At 70.0% G+C, this 15,191-nt stretch carries 14 protein-coding genes; 8 read left to right on the plus strand and 6 right to left on the minus strand.

What is annotated here, in order from left to right:
• Positions 1 to 299: electron transfer flavoprotein subunit beta/FixA family protein (locus ACWEFL_RS34500; protein WP_451720743.1), on the minus strand; the 299-nt coding region annotated here is incomplete at its 3' end.
• A gap of 235 nt (positions 300 to 534) precedes the next feature.
• On the opposite strand from ACWEFL_RS34500, the gene ACWEFL_RS34505 reads away from it, so the two are divergent.
• Positions 535 to 1,308 carry a TetR family transcriptional regulator gene (locus ACWEFL_RS34505; RefSeq protein WP_451720799.1) on the plus strand — a complete coding sequence of 258 codons (774 nt, stop codon included), beginning with the start codon at positions 535 to 537 and terminating at the stop codon, positions 1,306 to 1,308.
• 276 nt (positions 1,309 to 1,584) lie between these two features.
• Positions 1,585 to 1,968: a Zn-ribbon domain-containing OB-fold protein gene (locus tag ACWEFL_RS34510; RefSeq protein WP_451720745.1), complete on the plus strand. Its 384-nt coding sequence runs from the start codon at positions 1,585 to 1,587 to the stop codon at positions 1,966 to 1,968.
• 84 nt (positions 1,969 to 2,052) lie between these two features.
• Here ACWEFL_RS34510 and ACWEFL_RS34515 read toward each other — a convergent pair whose 3' ends face one another.
• Both ACWEFL_RS34515 and ACWEFL_RS34520 read right to left on the minus strand, forming a co-directional pair.
• Positions 2,053 to 2,442 (minus strand): SHOCT domain-containing protein, encoded by a 390-nt coding sequence (locus ACWEFL_RS34515; protein ID WP_451720747.1) that lies wholly within the window; start codon positions 2,440 to 2,442, stop codon positions 2,053 to 2,055.
• Positions 2,443 to 2,478: 36 nt separating this feature from the next.
• A complete protein-coding gene (locus ACWEFL_RS34520; protein ID WP_451720749.1) occupies positions 2,479 to 2,976 on the minus strand; it encodes a hypothetical protein in 498 nt (165 codons plus the stop codon).
• A gap of 380 nt (positions 2,977 to 3,356) precedes the next feature.
• Between ACWEFL_RS34520 and ACWEFL_RS34525 the strand changes: the two genes are divergently transcribed.
• Positions 3,357 to 4,415, plus strand: a complete 1,059-nt coding sequence (locus ACWEFL_RS34525) for a hypothetical protein (protein WP_451720751.1) — start codon at positions 3,357 to 3,359, stop codon at positions 4,413 to 4,415.
• Between the two features lie 219 nt (positions 4,416 to 4,634).
• Here the strand turns inward: ACWEFL_RS34525 and ACWEFL_RS34530 are convergent, their stop codons facing one another.
• Both ACWEFL_RS34530 and ACWEFL_RS34535 read right to left on the minus strand, forming a co-directional pair.
• Positions 4,635 to 6,863 carry an MMPL family transporter gene (locus tag ACWEFL_RS34530; protein WP_451720753.1) on the minus strand — a complete coding sequence of 743 codons (2,229 nt, stop codon included), beginning with the start codon at positions 6,861 to 6,863 and terminating at the stop codon, positions 4,635 to 4,637.
• Positions 6,864 to 7,277: 414 nt separating this feature from the next.
• Positions 7,278 to 7,643, minus strand: a complete 366-nt coding sequence (locus tag ACWEFL_RS34535; protein ID WP_451720755.1) for a PH domain-containing protein — start codon at positions 7,641 to 7,643, stop codon at positions 7,278 to 7,280.
• Between the two features lie 454 nt (positions 7,644 to 8,097).
• Between ACWEFL_RS34535 and istB the strand changes: the two genes are divergently transcribed.
• Both istB and ACWEFL_RS34545 read left to right on the plus strand, forming a co-directional pair.
• Complete coding sequence (istB, locus tag ACWEFL_RS34540) at positions 8,098 to 9,414, plus strand: IS21-like element helper ATPase IstB (RefSeq protein WP_451720757.1); 1,317 nt, start codon at positions 8,098 to 8,100, stop codon at positions 9,412 to 9,414.
• 800 nt (positions 9,415 to 10,214) lie between these two features.
• Positions 10,215 to 10,409, plus strand: a complete 195-nt coding sequence (locus ACWEFL_RS34545; RefSeq protein ID WP_451720759.1) for a DUF397 domain-containing protein — start codon at positions 10,215 to 10,217, stop codon at positions 10,407 to 10,409.
• A gap of 158 nt (positions 10,410 to 10,567) precedes the next feature.
• On the opposite strand, the gene ACWEFL_RS34550 is transcribed toward ACWEFL_RS34545, so the two are convergent.
• Positions 10,568 to 11,377: an SAM-dependent methyltransferase gene (locus ACWEFL_RS34550; protein ID WP_451720761.1), complete on the minus strand. Its 810-nt coding sequence runs from the start codon at positions 11,375 to 11,377 to the stop codon at positions 10,568 to 10,570.
• A gap of 399 nt (positions 11,378 to 11,776) precedes the next feature.
• Between ACWEFL_RS34550 and ACWEFL_RS34555 the strand changes: the two genes are divergently transcribed.
• The 3 genes from ACWEFL_RS34555 (at position 11,777) to ACWEFL_RS34565 (ending at position 15,138) form a co-directional block, all read left to right on the plus strand.
• Positions 11,777 to 12,457, plus strand: coding sequence for a pyridoxamine 5'-phosphate oxidase family protein (locus ACWEFL_RS34555; RefSeq protein WP_451720763.1), 681 nt, complete (start codon positions 11,777 to 11,779; stop codon positions 12,455 to 12,457).
• 458 nt (positions 12,458 to 12,915) lie between these two features.
• Positions 12,916 to 13,119 carry a cold-shock protein gene (locus ACWEFL_RS34560; protein ID WP_451720765.1) on the plus strand — a complete coding sequence of 68 codons (204 nt, stop codon included), beginning with the start codon at positions 12,916 to 12,918 and terminating at the stop codon, positions 13,117 to 13,119.
• Positions 13,120 to 13,527: 408 nt separating this feature from the next.
• Entirely contained in the window at positions 13,528 to 15,138 is a 1,611-nt protein-coding gene (locus ACWEFL_RS34565; protein WP_451720767.1) for a DEAD/DEAH box helicase, read from the plus strand.
• Positions 15,139 to 15,191 lie beyond the last annotated feature (53 nt).

Consider the following 15,191-nt stretch of genomic DNA (forward strand, 5'->3'; position numbering starts at 1 on the left):
GTCCCCATCACATCCGAACCGTGCAGCGCGTCGTCCTCCACATGCACCGCCCGGTCCGCCCCCATCGACAACGCCTTCCGCAACGCGTCCCTCGCATCCTCGGGACCCACCGTCACCACCGTGACCTCGGACCCCTCCACCCCCTCCGCGATCCGCAGCGCCTGCTCCACCGCATACTCGTCCAGCTCCGACAGCAGACCGTCCACCTCACCCCGGTCCACCGTCAGATCACCCGCGAACCCCCGATCACCCGTCGCATCAGGCACAAACTTCACACAGACAACAATCCTCAGACTCACGCCGGCTCTCCTACGGATTGGAGGGTTTGTCCCATGAGCCTATGGCACTAAGTACCCTCTGTAAAGGTACGCAGTGCCAAAATGGGTGCTCCGGTGTTACGTTCCCGGCATGACTGAGGCGCGCAGGCGACGCAAGCCGGACTCCGGCCCCACGGCGGACGGTCGAACCGTCCTGCCCGGCCGGGCCGCGGGGGCGGGACGGCCGGGCAGGACGGGCCGGGCCGTCAAGGTGCCCATGCGGGAGGCGCTCGCCGAGGCCGCCTTCCAGCTCTTCCTGGAGCGGGGCTACGAACAGACCACCGTGGATGACATCGTGGCACGGGCGGGGGTCGGGCGCCGTTCGTTCTTCCGCTACTTCCCGTCGAAGGAGGACGCGGTCTTTCCCGACCACGAGAGCTGCCTCGCCGAGATGACGGAGTTCCTGGCGGCGAAGCGACGCGGCGACGGCGGCGACCCCGCCGGTTCCGGACACGGACCCGGACCCGGCTCCGGAACCGGTACCTCCGGTGCCGGGGTCGACCCGGTGGACGAGGTGTGCGACGCGGCCCGGATCGTGATGCGCATGTACACGGCGAAGCCCGACTTCTCCGTACAGCGCTACCGCCTCACCCGTGAGGTGCCGGGACTGCGCACGTACGAACTCTCCGTCGTGCGCCGCTACGAGCGCACCTTCGCCGGTCATCTCCGCGCCCGCCGTCCGGACGCCCCGGACGGAGCGCTGCGCGCCGAGATGATCGCGTCCGCCGTGGTCGCCGCGCACAACAACGCCTTGCGGTCGTGGCTCCGTTCGGGCGGCGAGGGGAACATCGAGGCGGAGGTCGAACATGCCCTCGGACTCGTACGGGAGGTGTGGGGCGATCCGGCGCCGGACCCGGCGGAGACGGGGGCCGACCGGACCGGCCCCGCCGCCGAGGACGATGAGGTCATCATCATGGTCGCCCGGAAGGGCACCCCTGTCTGGCGCGTGGTGCAGGGAATCGAGTCGGTGCTCGACGAGAGCGGCGGATAGTTCCGCGGGCAGCGGGCAGCGGGCAGCGGGCAGCGGGCAGCGGGCAGTAGGCGGCAGGCAGCGGGCGGCAGGGGCAGAGGTGGGTGCCCGACGGGGCGGTCTTCGGCTGTCAGCCGTCGGCTGCGAGCCGCCGGCGGGAGTTGACGGAAGTCGACAACAGTCGGGGCCCCAAGCTGTGGCACTCAGTACCTATACACCTCGGCACTCAGTGTCATATGGTGCGAAGGCGTCAACGTACTCCGTGACGCATCTGTCCCGAGTGCAGGGGGTCGTGCCATGTCCCAGTCCGGAATCGCCGCGGTGCCCGAGGTGCGGGAAGACGCCGGTCTGATCTATCAGCGGTGCCGCTGGTGCGGCACCGCATCCTTCCGGAAGCTTCTCTGTCCCGTGTGCGCGTCGAGCGATCTGCAGCCCGCCCGCAGCACCGGCGAGGGCGTCGTGATCCGGTCGTCCGTCGTGCACCGATACACGCGGATCGCGCGCAATGAGTCGCTGATCAGGTTCCCCGAAGGCTTCATGTTCCGCTGCCGTGTCGTCGGGGCGGCGCCCCATCTGGTCTGGGTCGGCGCCAGGGTCCGTCCCGTGCCCGCGACGGATCTCGACTCGGGCGAACTCGTCGTCGAGCTGTGCGACACCGTCAGACACATGGACTGGCACTAGCCGGCTCCGGCGTCCGGGCGGCACTCGTCCGGGCTGCGGAGAGTCCGTCCCGACAGGCACCGACCCGCCGGGAAGCCCGCCTCATCAGGCCAGGATCTTCGCCTTCGCCTGCCGGAACTCCTCGTCGCTGATCGCGCCCTTCTCCTTCAGATCCGCCAGTTTCGCCAGTTGGTCCGCGTGACCGCCGCCCGTGCCCGCCGTCTTGCGGATGTACGACGAGAACGCGGCCTCGCGCTCCTCGGCGGCGCGGATTTCGCGCTCGCCCATCGATCTGCCGCGGAAGATGACGTAGAGGAGCACGCCCAGGAAGGGCACCAGCAGCACCAGGATCATCCAGCCCGCTTTGGCCCAGCCGTTCAGGGAGTGGTCGCGGAGGAGGTCGCTGATGATCTTGAAGAGCAGGAACAGCCACATGACCCAGAGGAAGAACCAGAGCATGGTCCAGAAGAGGTTGAGGAGAGGGTAGTCGTCCACGGATCGGCTCCAATTCACCTTGCTCTGCGGGCCCGCTCAGTAGCGGAGCGCCGTACCGACCTCCGGCTTGACCTCGCCGGAGAGCTTGCGATTGCTGCGGGCGGTGGCTGTCTTGGACTGGGAGGCGGGTACGTCCGAGACGGTGACGACGACCGTGTCCAGCAGCTTGCCGCCGCTGTCCTTGAAGTTGACCTGCACGGCGAAGGACTTCGGCGAATCGGCCGTGTTGTGGACCGTGAACTCCGTCGTGGCGTAGCCCTCGCTGGTCGTCGCCGCCGCGCCGAGCTTCACCTCGCCCTTGGCGTCGACTCCGTTCTTGATCTCGTTGAGCTTCCTGCCGGCGGCGGCGGTGGCCGACGCGATGGCCGCCGTCGCCTGCGCGCCCACGGACGAGACGGCGGACGCGGCCTTGGACGCGACGCCCGACGTGCCGCCGCCGCCGTTGGAGCAGCCGGCCGCGCCGGCGGCCAGGGCCGTCGCCAGGAACGCCGTCAGCGCCGCGCACACGGCGGGGCGCTTCCAGGAACTCCGCATACCGCCCGCCTCCTCTGACCGGCTCCGGCTTCTTCGTGCGTCGTACGCCCAGTGAAGGAGGGGCCGAAGAGCCGCGCACGCTCGCGGATGCCAGACGGGTGACGGTGACGCGTGACGGGGGACGGGCGGCACGCCGACCCGGTGAGGCACGTGTGCTCCCGTGCCGTCGGCCAAAAGGGGAAGCCCGTGTGGGATGACCGGGTGAATATATGAATTATCCCGGTGTGTGGCGCATTTACCGAACACGCTATCGGTCTGATGGTGCCATGTTCAATTACTGCGGCCGGAGGGCCGCGTACGAAGACGCGAGACCGGAGGGCGCGACGCCGGAGGCCGCGAGACCAGTGGCGGCGAGACCAGAGGCCGTGAGACCGGAGGCCGTGAGACCGGAGGACACGAACACCGAGGTCCGACGGCCCCGCCCCGGTCGTGGCCGGGTCGGCGCGTTGCCTCGGTCGCTGACCCTGGCGTCCTGTGTGGCCCTGGTGTCCCTCGCCGCGCCGCTCTCCCCGGCCGTCGCCGCCGATCCGGTGAAGACGCCGGGGACCATGTCCCTGTGCGTGAATCGTGGTGCTGAGGCCGGTGCCAGCGCCGGTGCCGGAGCCGGTACGGACGCCGGTGCGGAAGCCGGTACGGGCGGTGGCGTCCAAACCGGTGCGGAAACCAACGCGGGCGGCGGCGTGGACACCGGTACGGGCGGCGGCGTGGGCGCCGGTACGGCGGGCGGCCCGTTCGCCCCCCGCCCGGCGCGTGCGGAGCGGCCGATCCCCTACGACCGTGGCGGCTTCGCGGCGATCTACGACGCGGGCGCGTCGCCCGGAGAGTTCGCCCGCGCGGTCCACAACGGCGTCCTCGGCCTTCCGGCCGTGGCCGAACTCCGGGCCGGCCTCAACGACGCCGATGGCCTGCTGGACCCGGCGAGCCCCAAGCTGCACACCGGCCAGCTGTACGAGATCGCCGGCGCTGCCTGCGTCCGTGTGCCTGTGGACACGAGCCGCACGTACTACGTCCTCAGCTACCGCAAGGAGTACGACCCGTCCGGGAACTTCATCGGCTTCCGGGATTTCCAGCGGCCCGGAGCGGGTCCCCAGTGGCCCCTCGGCTACTGGGCCGACATCGGCGACTCGGCCGGGTCGCCGACGGACGGCCCCGGCCCGACCGACCGCCCCGGCCCGGCCGTCCGCCCAGGCCCTGTCAATCGCCCCGGCCCGGTCGGCATCGCCCCTCCGCCCGACGACGCCCGTCTCCCCGACGGCCCCGACCGGACGGGCGGCCCCGGCCCGTACGGCGGACGAGGTCCGCACGGCCGACAGGGGCCGGACGGCGAGAGTCCGCAGGTGGCCGCTACGGAAGCGCCCTTCACCGTGAAGATCACCGGCCGCGCCGGCGCCCCCGGTCCCGGTGAGATCCGACCCGTCCTGCCCCCGACTCCCCGCTGACGCCTGCTGCTTTCTCTGCTCTCCCTGTTCCGAACGCTCCGAACGCTCCGAACGCTCTGCCTGCCCTGTCCGGATTCTCCGCTCTCCGGCCCGCGCCCTCACCACCGATACGACGGTGAGGGCGCGGGCCGCCCACCAGGGCAACCGCGCCCAGCCCCCGCGCCCCCCGCCCCGCCCTCAAGCCCCCGCCCACGCCGCCCGCCCTCGCCCCCACGCGCCTCAGCCCTCCTTCGCCGCCAGATGCGGCATGATCCGGTCCAGCCACTTCGGCGTCCACCACGCCGACTCGTCGAGCAGGGTCATCACCGCGGGCACCAGCAGCAGCCGTACGACCGTCGCGTCGATCAGGACGCTCGCCGCCAGCCCCAGGCCCAGCATCTTGACCACGGTGTCATCGCTGATGATGAACGCGGCGAAGACGCTGACCATGATCAGCGCGGCACAGGTGATGACTCGCGCGGTGATCTCCAGGGCGTGCGCCACACTCGCCCTGGCGTCCCCGGTCCGCCGCCACGCCTCGTGGATCCGGGACAGCAGGAAGATCTCGTAGTCCATGCTCAGCCCGAAGACGATGGCGAACATCATCATCGGCACATAGCTCTCGATCGGCACCTTGCCGGATACCCCGAGCGCCGGTCCGCCCCAGCCCCACTGGAACACGGCCACGACGACGCCGTACGAGGCCGCGATCGACAGCACATTGAGCACGGCCGCCTTCACGGCGACGAGCAGCCCGCGGAACACGACCAGGATCACGAGGAAGGCGAGCCCCACGACGACGGCGATGATCAGCGGCAGCCGTTGGGAGACGATGCCGAGGAAGTCGACCTGGGCGGCGGTCGTACCGGTCACATAGGTGCTCGCGCCGGTGCCGGACACCGCCTGGGGCAGGGTCTCGTCCATCAGCCGCTTGACGAGGCCGGTGGTCTTCCCGTCCTGGGGCGCGGCGACCGAGTACGCCGTGCCGACGAGGACGTCACCGTCCGGCGTGGGCTCCAGCGGGGTGATGAACGCGGCGTCCGGCACACCGGTCAGCACCGTCTGGAGCCGCGCGGCGAGCGCGGGCCGGTCCGCCGACGGTACGGACGACTGGTCGACGACGAGCGTGAGCGGGCCGTTCGAACCGGGCCCGAAGGCCGATGACATGAGGTCGAAGGCGCGCCGGGCGGTGAACGACTCGGGGTCCGCGCCGTCGCCGATATGGCCGAGCTGGATGAAGAAGACCGGGAACGCGAGGACCGCCAGCACGACCACTCCGGCGGCCAGATACCACCACGGCCGGCGCTCGACCCGCTGGGCGTACCGGTGCCAGCCGCCCCGCACCACCTCGCCGGGTTCCGCTTCGGTCTCGGCGACCGGGGTCCGTACCCGCAGCCGGTCGACGCGCCGCCCGATCGATCCCAGGGCGGCCGGTACGAGGGTGAGCGTGCCGAGCACGGCCGTGACGACGGTGACGGCGGCGGCGAGACCGAGCTTGCCGATGAGGCCGATCCCGGAGACCCACAGACCGGTGAGGGCGATGATCACGGTGCATCCGGAGAGCAGGACGGCGTGCCCGCTGGTGGCCGTGGCCCTTCCGGCGGCGGCCACCGGATCCTCGCCGTTCATCAGGTTCTGCCGGTGCCGGGTGATCAGGAACAGCGCGTAGTCGATGCCGACGCCGAGCCCGATCATCGTGGCGAGGGTCGGCGAGACGGTGGCGAAGGTGAAGGCGGCGGCCAGCAGCCCGAGCAGCGCGATCCCGCCGACGACGCAGATCAACGCGGTCACCAGGGGCAGCACGGCCGCGATCACACTGCCGAATCCGATCAGCAGCACCAGGACGGCGACCGTGAACCCGATGACCTCGCTGGGCCGGTCGTTGGGCTCGGGCTGGTCGAGTTCGCCGAGGATGCCGCCGTACTCGACCTCGACGCCCGCGGCCCGCAGCGGCTCGACCGCCGAGTCCACGCCGTGGAAGAACTCCGGCCCCAGCCCGGACGGCTGCCCGCCGAGCCAGACGGTGATGTACGCGGTCTTCCCGTCGGCGGAGAGCGGACCGACGTTCGGGACGCCGGCGGGGACGGGCGGCACGGTCAGCGGATTCTGCGCGGAGAGCACGCCGGGCAGCGACTGGAGATCGCCGACGACCGCCGCGACCCGCCCGCTCTCCTGGCTGAGCGGTTTGTTCGGGTCGTGCAGCACCACCTGACTGCTGTATCCGCCCCCGGCCGGCTCATGCGCCTGGAGTACGTCGAGGCCGTTCTGCGACTGAGTGCCGGGGAGGGAGAAGTCGTCGGAGTACTCGCCGCCGTAGGAGAGGTGCAGGACCTGGAGTACGGCGAGGGCCGCCAGCCACAGCAGGATGACGACCAGCCACCGCCGCGCACACCACTCACCGGTCCGGCGCAGCACGCCCTTGCGCGGCCCCGCCGCGCCGGAGCCGCTCCGGGGTGGCGTCATGGACATGCGTTACTCCCGCGCGGACGGGCGCTCGCCCACAGGGCGGAGCCGGGACGGAGGGCGCTTCCTCTGGGCGCCGCCTGCCTCTCGCGCCGCTTTCCCTACCCGGAGGAGTTCACCTCGGACACTCCGCATTCAAGGCCGGATCGGCGGCGGGGGCACGCCGGTGCGGGGGAACGGGTGACCCGAGGCCGTGGCTCCGTCGCACGGGGACCCGGCCCCGCGACTGTCGTACGCCCCAGGGCTCGGCTCGCCCCCGGCTCGGCTCGCTCCGTCCGGCCGTTCCACCCGGCTGGCCCCATGTGGTTGCCGTGTGCGGAGGCCCCACCCAGCTGTCCGTCGTCCGGACGGGCGGTGCCGGAGCGGTCCGGCCGGGAACGACGGCGACGCCTTGGGCACCGGGAGCCGGACGGGGAGCGGCTACCGGGCCACGAACTGGGTGAGGATCGCCTGCATTTCATAGATGTCGACGCCCTTGCTGAACGTCTTCTGCAGCGGGACGGGATTCCCCGAGATCCAGATCTTCAGCTCCGCGTCGAGGTCGAACGTTCCGGCCGTCTCCACCGCGAAGTGCGTGATGCTCCGGTACGGGACGGAGTGGTACTCCACCTTCTTGCCCGTGAGCCCCTGCTTGTCGATGAGCAGCAGCCTGCGGTCGGTGAGGAGAATCGTGTCGCGGATCAGCAGATACGCGGCGAACACCTGCTCCCCCTGAGCGAGCAGACGCGCATAGTCCCGTGCCGCGGCCCCCGGATCGATCGGGTGAGCGTTTCCGAACAGAGCCATGACAGACCCCCTAAAGTCATTCAAGTCGGATGATATAGCCACTGTATAGCGGTACTTCGGCCGTGTGGATGGCCTGCACACCGAGGGCCGGGTTGTACAAAGCGCGTCCGGGGCGGTGGATTGCCGGACCGTCAACCTGACTACGTGCCGGAGCCGTTCCGGAGCCGACCCGGAAATTCATGCCGGACGCATGCCGGATGTACGCCGGAGGCGTGCCGGACTCAAGCAGGATTCATGCCGCAGCCATGTCGTATTCCTGTCGTCCGGGCTCTCCGGACCGCGCGCGGACGGCGGGTTGTCCGGGTGAACCGGCCGCCATCGGTGCACCGTGCACCGTCACGGCGAGGCCCATGTCCGTGACGCCTGCCGGTTCCGGCCGTTGAAAGCGTGTACGCGCGTCTCGCGCCCGCCGCCACCGAACCACTCTCGGGAGATCCTGTTGCTCGGTCACGCCATGCCCGCGTCGCCAAAGCCGGACTTCAGGAGCTACGCCGCTCCGTCCCTCGGATACGCGCTGTTCGCCACCCGCTGGCTTCAGGCCCCGCTGTACTTCGGCCTGGTCGCGGCCCAAGGGGTCTACGTCTACAAGTTCTTCAACGAGCTGCTGCATCTGGTGCTGAAAGTCGTCAGCGGTCAGGCGAACGAGACCTATGTGATGCTCGCCGTGCTGAAGCTCGTCGACGTGGTGATGATCGCGAACCTCCTGATCATGGTGATCGTCGGGGGGTACGAGACCTTCGTGTCACGCATCGGTCTCCAGGGACACCGGGACCAGCCCGAGTGGCTGTCGCACGTCAACTCCAATGTGCTGAAGGTGAAACTGGCCACGGCGATCGTGGGCATCTCCTCGGTCCATCTGCTCCAGATGTTCGTGGACGTCGACCACACCTCCCACCACTCGTTGCTGTGGGGGACCGTCATCCACATGGCGTTCATCCTCTCGGCGGCGATCCTCGCGTATATGTCGGGCCCGATGGAGTCGCTCGGCCACCACCCCCACGGCACCCCCGGTCCGGGGTCGCGTCCCACCCCGCCGGAGGGGTTCGTGGACGACGAGGACGCGACCGGCCCCACCATGCTGCGGGAGATGTTCCCCGCGCAGGACGCGCGCGCTGCCCGCGCTGCCCGAGGTGCGCGCGGCACCCGTGAGACCTCCGGGGTCGAGGCCCGCATCCGCGAGGCGGGCTTCCCCGCCCGTAAGGCGCTGGAGGAGTTCGACGCCGATCACCAGAGGTTCGTCGACTGGGACACCGTCACCCGGCTCGGCACGGCGGACTTCGTCCCCGCCCATGGGAACGCGGTCTTCCTCGGCTCGCCCGGCACCGGCAAGACGCATCTGGCGATCGCCCTGGGCATGCGTGCGTGCCAGGCGGGTCACGAGGTCCGGTTCGCCACGGCGACCGCGTGGGTGAAGCAACTCGCCGCGGCCGACGAGGCCGGGAGGCTGACGGAGGAACTGGCCGACCTCGACCGCTACGACCTCCTGATCATCGACGAGATCGGGTACGTCCCCTTCGAGCCCGAAGCCACGAATCTGCTGTTCCGGCTCATCTCCCACCGCTACGAGCGGGCGTCGGTCATCGTCACCAGTGACAAGCCCCTCGCCGAGTGGACCGATGTCCTCGGCGACACCCCCGTCACCCTCGCCCTGATCGACCGCCTCGCCCACCATGCCGAGGTGCTCACCCTCAAGGGCGACAGTTACCGGCTGCGCGGGCACGGGTACGTGCGCGAACGCGACCGCGTACTCGTCGCCGCTGACAGCCGCTGACAGCCGCTGACAACCGACCGAGCGGCCGACCGAGCGGCCGACAGACCGGCCAACCGAACGGCCGGCGGAAGAACGGCCGACGGAACGGCCAACCGAACAGTCGCCGGAACCGTCGCCGGAACCGTCAACCGAGCATCAGGACGGCCGCAGACGGCCGCAGACGGCCGTGGACGCCCGATGAAGGCCGCCGAAGCCGCCGAAAGGCGGCCGAGCCGAGGGGGTCCCGGCCGGATGGGCCCTCCGACCGAGGGTGATTTACGGCCTCCTTCGGATCCCGTCGCATGAGAGGGCTCTCATCAAAGGACGGCTTCCTGTCATGAATTCGGCCACTGAATTAATCAAACGTGAACGCCGAAACGTGCATGGACTGGATTCCGGCGGTACGGGTGTGGGATGAACCCGTACGCCTTCGGGGCATTCCGGATGAAGTGGTAGAGCGGATTCCGGTCAGGGGTGGCGTGATGGCGCGGAATCGGCGGGTGGAGGCGCGTCGGACGGGTGCGCAGCGCTCATGTCTCAATACGCACGGTGTTTTTCGGGCGCGGTAGCCGGGCGGGCCGCGATTTCGCGATCCTTGCTCCCGGCGAGCCGCCGACCCGCGTTCCGGCCCGACAACCCCAGGGGTGCGATTTCGACGACTGACAAGCCCCGAGCGGCTGACCGGTTCTCGCTCATCGGTGGCTCTCGCCGGCTCGACGCGATGGCCTCCGTGGCCCATGAGGCCGTGGACGCCATCGGATTCCTGAAGGAACTAGCAAAAAGGTAGCGGAGTCATCAACACTCACATTCCGGCCACCGAGGTGGCCCCCGAAAGCGCCTGGTTCAAGTCTTCCTACAGCAGTGGCGCGGGCAACAGCTGTGTCGAGATCGCGGACCTGACCGACCGTGTCGGCGTCCGCGACTCCAAACAGGACCGGGGCCCGGCCCTCGTGCTGCGCACCGCGTCATGGGCCCGGTTCGTGGCCTACGCGAGCGACGCGCCGTCAACCGGCTGACATGAGGCGACCGGGCCGCGACGCGACCGGGCGACGACCTGGTCGAGCGATGGCCTGATCGAGCGGTGTCCTGGTCAGCCGGTGCACCGAACGCGGGGCCAGGTCTTCGACCTGGCCCTTCGCCGTGGGAAGCGCGCTTACGGCCCACGGCCCACGGCTCACGGCTTGCGGCCCACGGCTCCGTACATGGCGACCTGGCTGTTGTCGACGGCGGCCTGCGCCTCGGTGGGCCGCCAGCGATGCACCTGCGTCAGCCCCGGCTCGACCAGTTCCAGGCCGTCGAAGAACGCCCCGACCTGCTCACGGTCGCGCGGCACCATGGGAATGCCTCTGCTCTCGTACTCGGTGACCACCCGGGCGAACTCCTCGGGCGCGAAGTCGGCGGTCGCTGTGGAGATGGCGAGATAGCTCCCGGACGGGAGTCGGTCCAGCAGCGCCCGTACCAGGGGGTGGTCGTCGGGCGGCCGGATGAAGTGCAGCATCGCGATGACCGTGAGCGCCACGGGCTCCCGCAGGTTCAGCAGTTCTTTGAAAGCGTCGGATTCGAGGATGGAGTCCGGGTCGCGCATGTCGGCGTCCACGTACGCGGTTCGGCCTTCGGGCGAGCTGGTGAGCAGTGCTTCGGCGTGGGCGAGGACGATGGGGTCGTTGTCGACGTACACGACGGCGGCGTCCGGGCGTTCCTGCTGGACGACCTCGTGCAGATTGGGCGAGGTCGGCAGTCCGGTGCCGATGTCGAGGAACTGGCGGATCCCGGCCTCCCGCGCGAGGTACCGAACCACGCGGTTCATGAACAGCCGGTTCTGACGCATGCTCACCGGAAGGGAGGGCCACCCGGCGACCATGGCGTCACCCGCCTGCACGTCGACGGGGTAGTGGTCCTTCCCGCCGAGGATGTAGTCGTAGACACGCGCTGAATGCGCGCGCCCCGTGTCGATCCGGTCCACCGCGCGCTCATCGTGTCCCATACCGCAACTCCCGCCGTTTCAAGGGTGGTTCAGGAGTGTAGGGGCAAATCTCATGGGCCGTCTCGGTGAATGGGGGCGGGCCCTGGGCGGCTGTCGGCCGCCGGAGCGGGCGACGGGATGGAGCGTGCTGTCGACGGTCTCCCCATGCGCGGCGACGGTCGCGAACTTCGAGCGTCCCAGCCGCCCCGCTCGTCCCCTCTGGTCCCGCTCGCGGAGGGAGGCGCCGGACGGGCCTGGGCCATGCGGAAACGGATTCCGTTGTCCAAACCAGATACAGCGACGTATTCGGCAAATCTATGGCGTCAATCCAACGATATCGATAGTTTGAGGGGGTATGAATGCGCGGGAAACGTACTCGTGTGACGACAGAGGAGCAAGAGGACCTTGAAAGAGCCCGATGTGACACAGAGCCCCCTGCCGCACACCCTGCCCACCAACTCCCGCACCCGTCACCGTCGGCTGCGTGCGCAGGGAAGCACCGATCGTGCGGTCCTCGACGCGATTCTCGGCGCGGGGTTCATGTGCCACTTCGGCGTGGTCGTCGACGGGCATCCTATGGTCGTGCCGACCGTGTACGGGAGCGACGGGACGAACCTGTACTTCCACGGCTCGGTGGCGAGCCGGAGTCTCGTGGCCGCGCCGGCGGCCGAGGTGTGCGTCACGGTGACGCATGTGGACGGCCTGGTGCTCGCCCGGTCCGTGTTCGAGCACGGCGTCAACTACCGCAGCGCCATGATCTACGGCACGCCCCGGCTCGTCGCCGACCCGGAGGAGAAGCTCGCCGGTCTGCGCTGTCTGACCGAGCAGGCCACCCCCGGCCAGTGGGGGTACGCACGCCTGCCGAACCGGAAGGAACTCGCGGCCACCACGCTGCTCGCCCTCTCCCTGGAGGAAGCCTCCGTCAAGGTCCGTGCCGGCGGGCCCGACGACGGCGACGGGCCCGACGCGGAACTGGAGATCTGGGCCGGCACCCTGCCCATGGTGACGTCCTTCGGCGCGGCCGAACCCGATGCGGATCTCAGGGACGGCATCACCGTGCCGGCCCATATCGCGGGCCGCGCGGGCACGCGGACCGGATGACGGCTCCCCGGCACGTGCTCCCCGGCACGTGCTCCCTGACGCGCGCTTCCCGACGCCCGCTCCCCGGCGCGGGCGGCCCGGCCGACTCGTCCGGTGGTCAGCCCCTCGCGGCGGCGCGGTTCCTCGTTGAGCCGTATGACCTCTTGGACCTGCTCCTCGAGGATTCCGGCGCCATGCGCTATCTCATGCGGCGACGAAAGAAATAACGGATGTGCCGGACGTGTTTTCGTGGGCCCTCGTGCGCGTCGCGCCGTGAATCTCCGCCCGCCGCTGGGAGCGCCGTGATACTGTTGCCGCGAGTTGCAGTTGTGGTTCCCAAACCTTCAAGTGCTTCGGCCGGTCTTTCCGACCGGTAGGAGCACTTTGTGTTGCCGGGTCTCTCCGGATGGGGCAATCATCGCGGCGACGCGAGGCTCACACAGTGTGAGTCCATTAATTCCCCGAATGGAGATAAAGACATGGCTACTGGCGTCGTGAAGTGGTTCAACTCGGAAAAGGGCTTCGGCTTCATCGAGCAGGAGGGCGGCGGCCCGGACGTCTTCGCCCACTACTCGAACATCAACGCCCAGGGCTTCCGTGAGCTGCAGGAGGGCCAGAAGGTGAACTTCGACGTCACGCAGGGCCAGAAGGGCCCGCAGGCCGAGAACATCGTCCCCGTCTGAGGCTGAAACGTGCGAATGCCGGGGCCCGCACCTTGGGTGCGGGCCCCGGCATTTGTGTTGTGTGATCTGCTCGGCCGCCTCTCGCCGAGCGACGTCCGGTGATACCGGCGCGCCGCGCCGGTCCCGTACGCGGCGATCCGTCCCCCTGTCGTCTCCCCGGCGCTCACACGTCCGGCACGCGAAGTTCACCATGAGTTCGGCTGCGGTTCCGCCGTATTTCGCCGCTCTTCTCACTGGTCCTCGCGGGTTGTTATCCGTGGCGAATTCCCGCCGCGCACACGCCGGAGACGCCATTGCCGACGGATTCGCCCGATATCTCATACGACTCGTTCTTGCGATTCTCCCCGTGGCCTGCCGGGCCGCCGGGTCGAGGATTCCTCGTACGCGTCGCTCACGAGGAAGGTCAGCATGAACCGCACATCCCGTAACCGCACCGACCGCACCGACCGCTCCGAGCGCACCGCCGGTGCGGCAGGCACGGCAGGCGCGTCCCGTTCGAATCGCCGCACCACCCGCACAGGCGCCACCAGCGGCGGAAAGAGCGGCGGGGCCCAGGGCCGTACGAAGAACCGGCAGCGCTCTGAGAATTCCCGGAATTCCCGCGCGTCGGGCGGCGGCCGCTCCGGCGGGCTCCCGAGGGAGTTCGCCGTGCCGGTCTCCCGGACCCCTTCGCTGCCCGCTGTGACCGACTTCACCGAGCTGGACATGCCCGCGCCGCTCCTCGCGGCGCTCACGGCCAACGGCGTGACCGTCCCGTTCCCGATCCAGGCGGCGACGCTGCCGAACTCGCTGGCCGGCCGGGACGTCCTGGGGCGCGGCCGTACCGGCTCCGGCAAGACGCTCGCCTTTGGACTCGCCATGCTCGCCCGTACCGCCGGGCAGCGCGCCGAGCCCCGGCACCCGCTCGCCGTCGTGCTCGTCCCCACCCGGGAACTCGCCCAGCAGGTCACCGACGCCCTCACCCCCTACGCCCGCGCCCTGTCGCTGCGGCTGGCCACGGTCGTCGGCGGTATGCCGATAGGACGCCAGGCCAGTGCGCTGCGCACCGGGACCGAAGTCGTCATCGCCACGCCCGGCCGGCTCAGGGACCTCGTCGACCGGGGCGACTGCCGGCTGGACCGCGTCGCCATCACCGTCCTGGACGAGGCCGACCAGATGGCCGACATGGGGTTCATGCCGCAGATCACCGCGCTGATCGACCTGGTGCGGACCGACGGCCAGCGGCTGCTCTTCTCGGCCACCCTCGACCGCAACGTCGACACGCTCGTACGCCGCTATCTGAACGACCCCGTCATCCACTCGGTCGACCCCGCCGCGGCGGCCGTGACGACGATGGAACACCACGTCCTGCACATCCGGGACGCGGACAAGAGCGCCACGACGACGGAGATCGCCGCCCGTGACGGACGCGTGATCATGTTCCTGGACACCAAGCACGCCGTGGACCGGCTCACCAAGCATCTGCTGAAGAGCGGGGTACGCGCCTCGGCGCTGCACGGGGGCAAGTCCCAGCCGCAGCGCACCCGTACGCTGACACAGTTCAAGGAGGGCCATGTCACGGTCCTCGTCGCCACGAACGTCGCCGCCCGCGGCATCCACGTCGACGATCTCGACCTCGTCGTCAACGTCGACCCGCCGAGCGACCCCAAGGACTATCTGCACCGAGGCGGACGCACCGCGCGGGCCGGAGAGTCCGGCAGCGTCGTCACCCTCGTCCTGCCGCACCAGCGCCACGCGGTCGCCGGTCTGATGGCGGACGCCGGGATCACCCCGCGGACCAGCAAGGTCGGCTCCGGCGAAGCCGAACTGACCCGGATCACCGGAGCGCGGAAGCCGTCGGGCATCCCCGTGACGATCACCGCACCCGCGCCCACGCCCGCCCGGAAGCAGGCCGCGCCGGGCTCCGGGTCCTCGCGCCGCCGACGCGGCGGATCGGGCCGTACGCGCCGCTCCACCGCATCGGCGGGCCGGACCGGCGGCGGCTCGCGGGGCCGTTCCTCCGGCGGCTCCGCCGCGTAGGGTCCGGCGCTGTCGAGTTCCACTGTCCGGCCCCTCTGCCCGCCGAGGTGGCG

The organism is Streptomyces sp. NPDC004838, from assembly GCF_053600955.1.

Bases quoted from the DNA above. Each gene is read 5' to 3' on its own strand.
- ACWEFL_RS34505 (WP_451720799.1), top strand. From the start codon at position 535: ATGCGGGAGGCGCTCGCCGAGGCCGCCTTCCAGCTCTTCCTGGAGCGG.
- ACWEFL_RS34510 (WP_451720745.1), top strand. From the start codon at position 1,585: ATGTCCCAGTCCGGAATCGCCGCGGTGCCCGAGGTGCGGGAAGACGCC.
- ACWEFL_RS34520 (WP_451720749.1), bottom strand. From the start codon at position 2,976: ATGCGGAGTTCCTGGAAGCGCCCCGCCGTGTGCGCGGCGCTGACGGCG.
- ACWEFL_RS34530 (WP_451720753.1), bottom strand. From the start codon at position 6,863: ATGTCCATGACGCCACCCCGGAGCGGCTCCGGCGCGGCGGGGCCGCGC.
- ACWEFL_RS34535 (WP_451720755.1), bottom strand. From the start codon at position 7,643: ATGGCTCTGTTCGGAAACGCTCACCCGATCGATCCGGGGGCCGCGGCA.
- istB (WP_451720757.1), top strand. From the start codon at position 8,098: ATGCCCGCGTCGCCAAAGCCGGACTTCAGGAGCTACGCCGCTCCGTCC.
- ACWEFL_RS34550 (WP_451720761.1), bottom strand. From the start codon at position 11,377: ATGGGACACGATGAGCGCGCGGTGGACCGGATCGACACGGGGCGCGCG.
- ACWEFL_RS34560 (WP_451720765.1), top strand. From the start codon at position 12,916: ATGGCTACTGGCGTCGTGAAGTGGTTCAACTCGGAAAAGGGCTTCGGC.
- ACWEFL_RS34565 (WP_451720767.1), top strand. From the start codon at position 13,528: ATGAACCGCACATCCCGTAACCGCACCGACCGCACCGACCGCTCCGAG.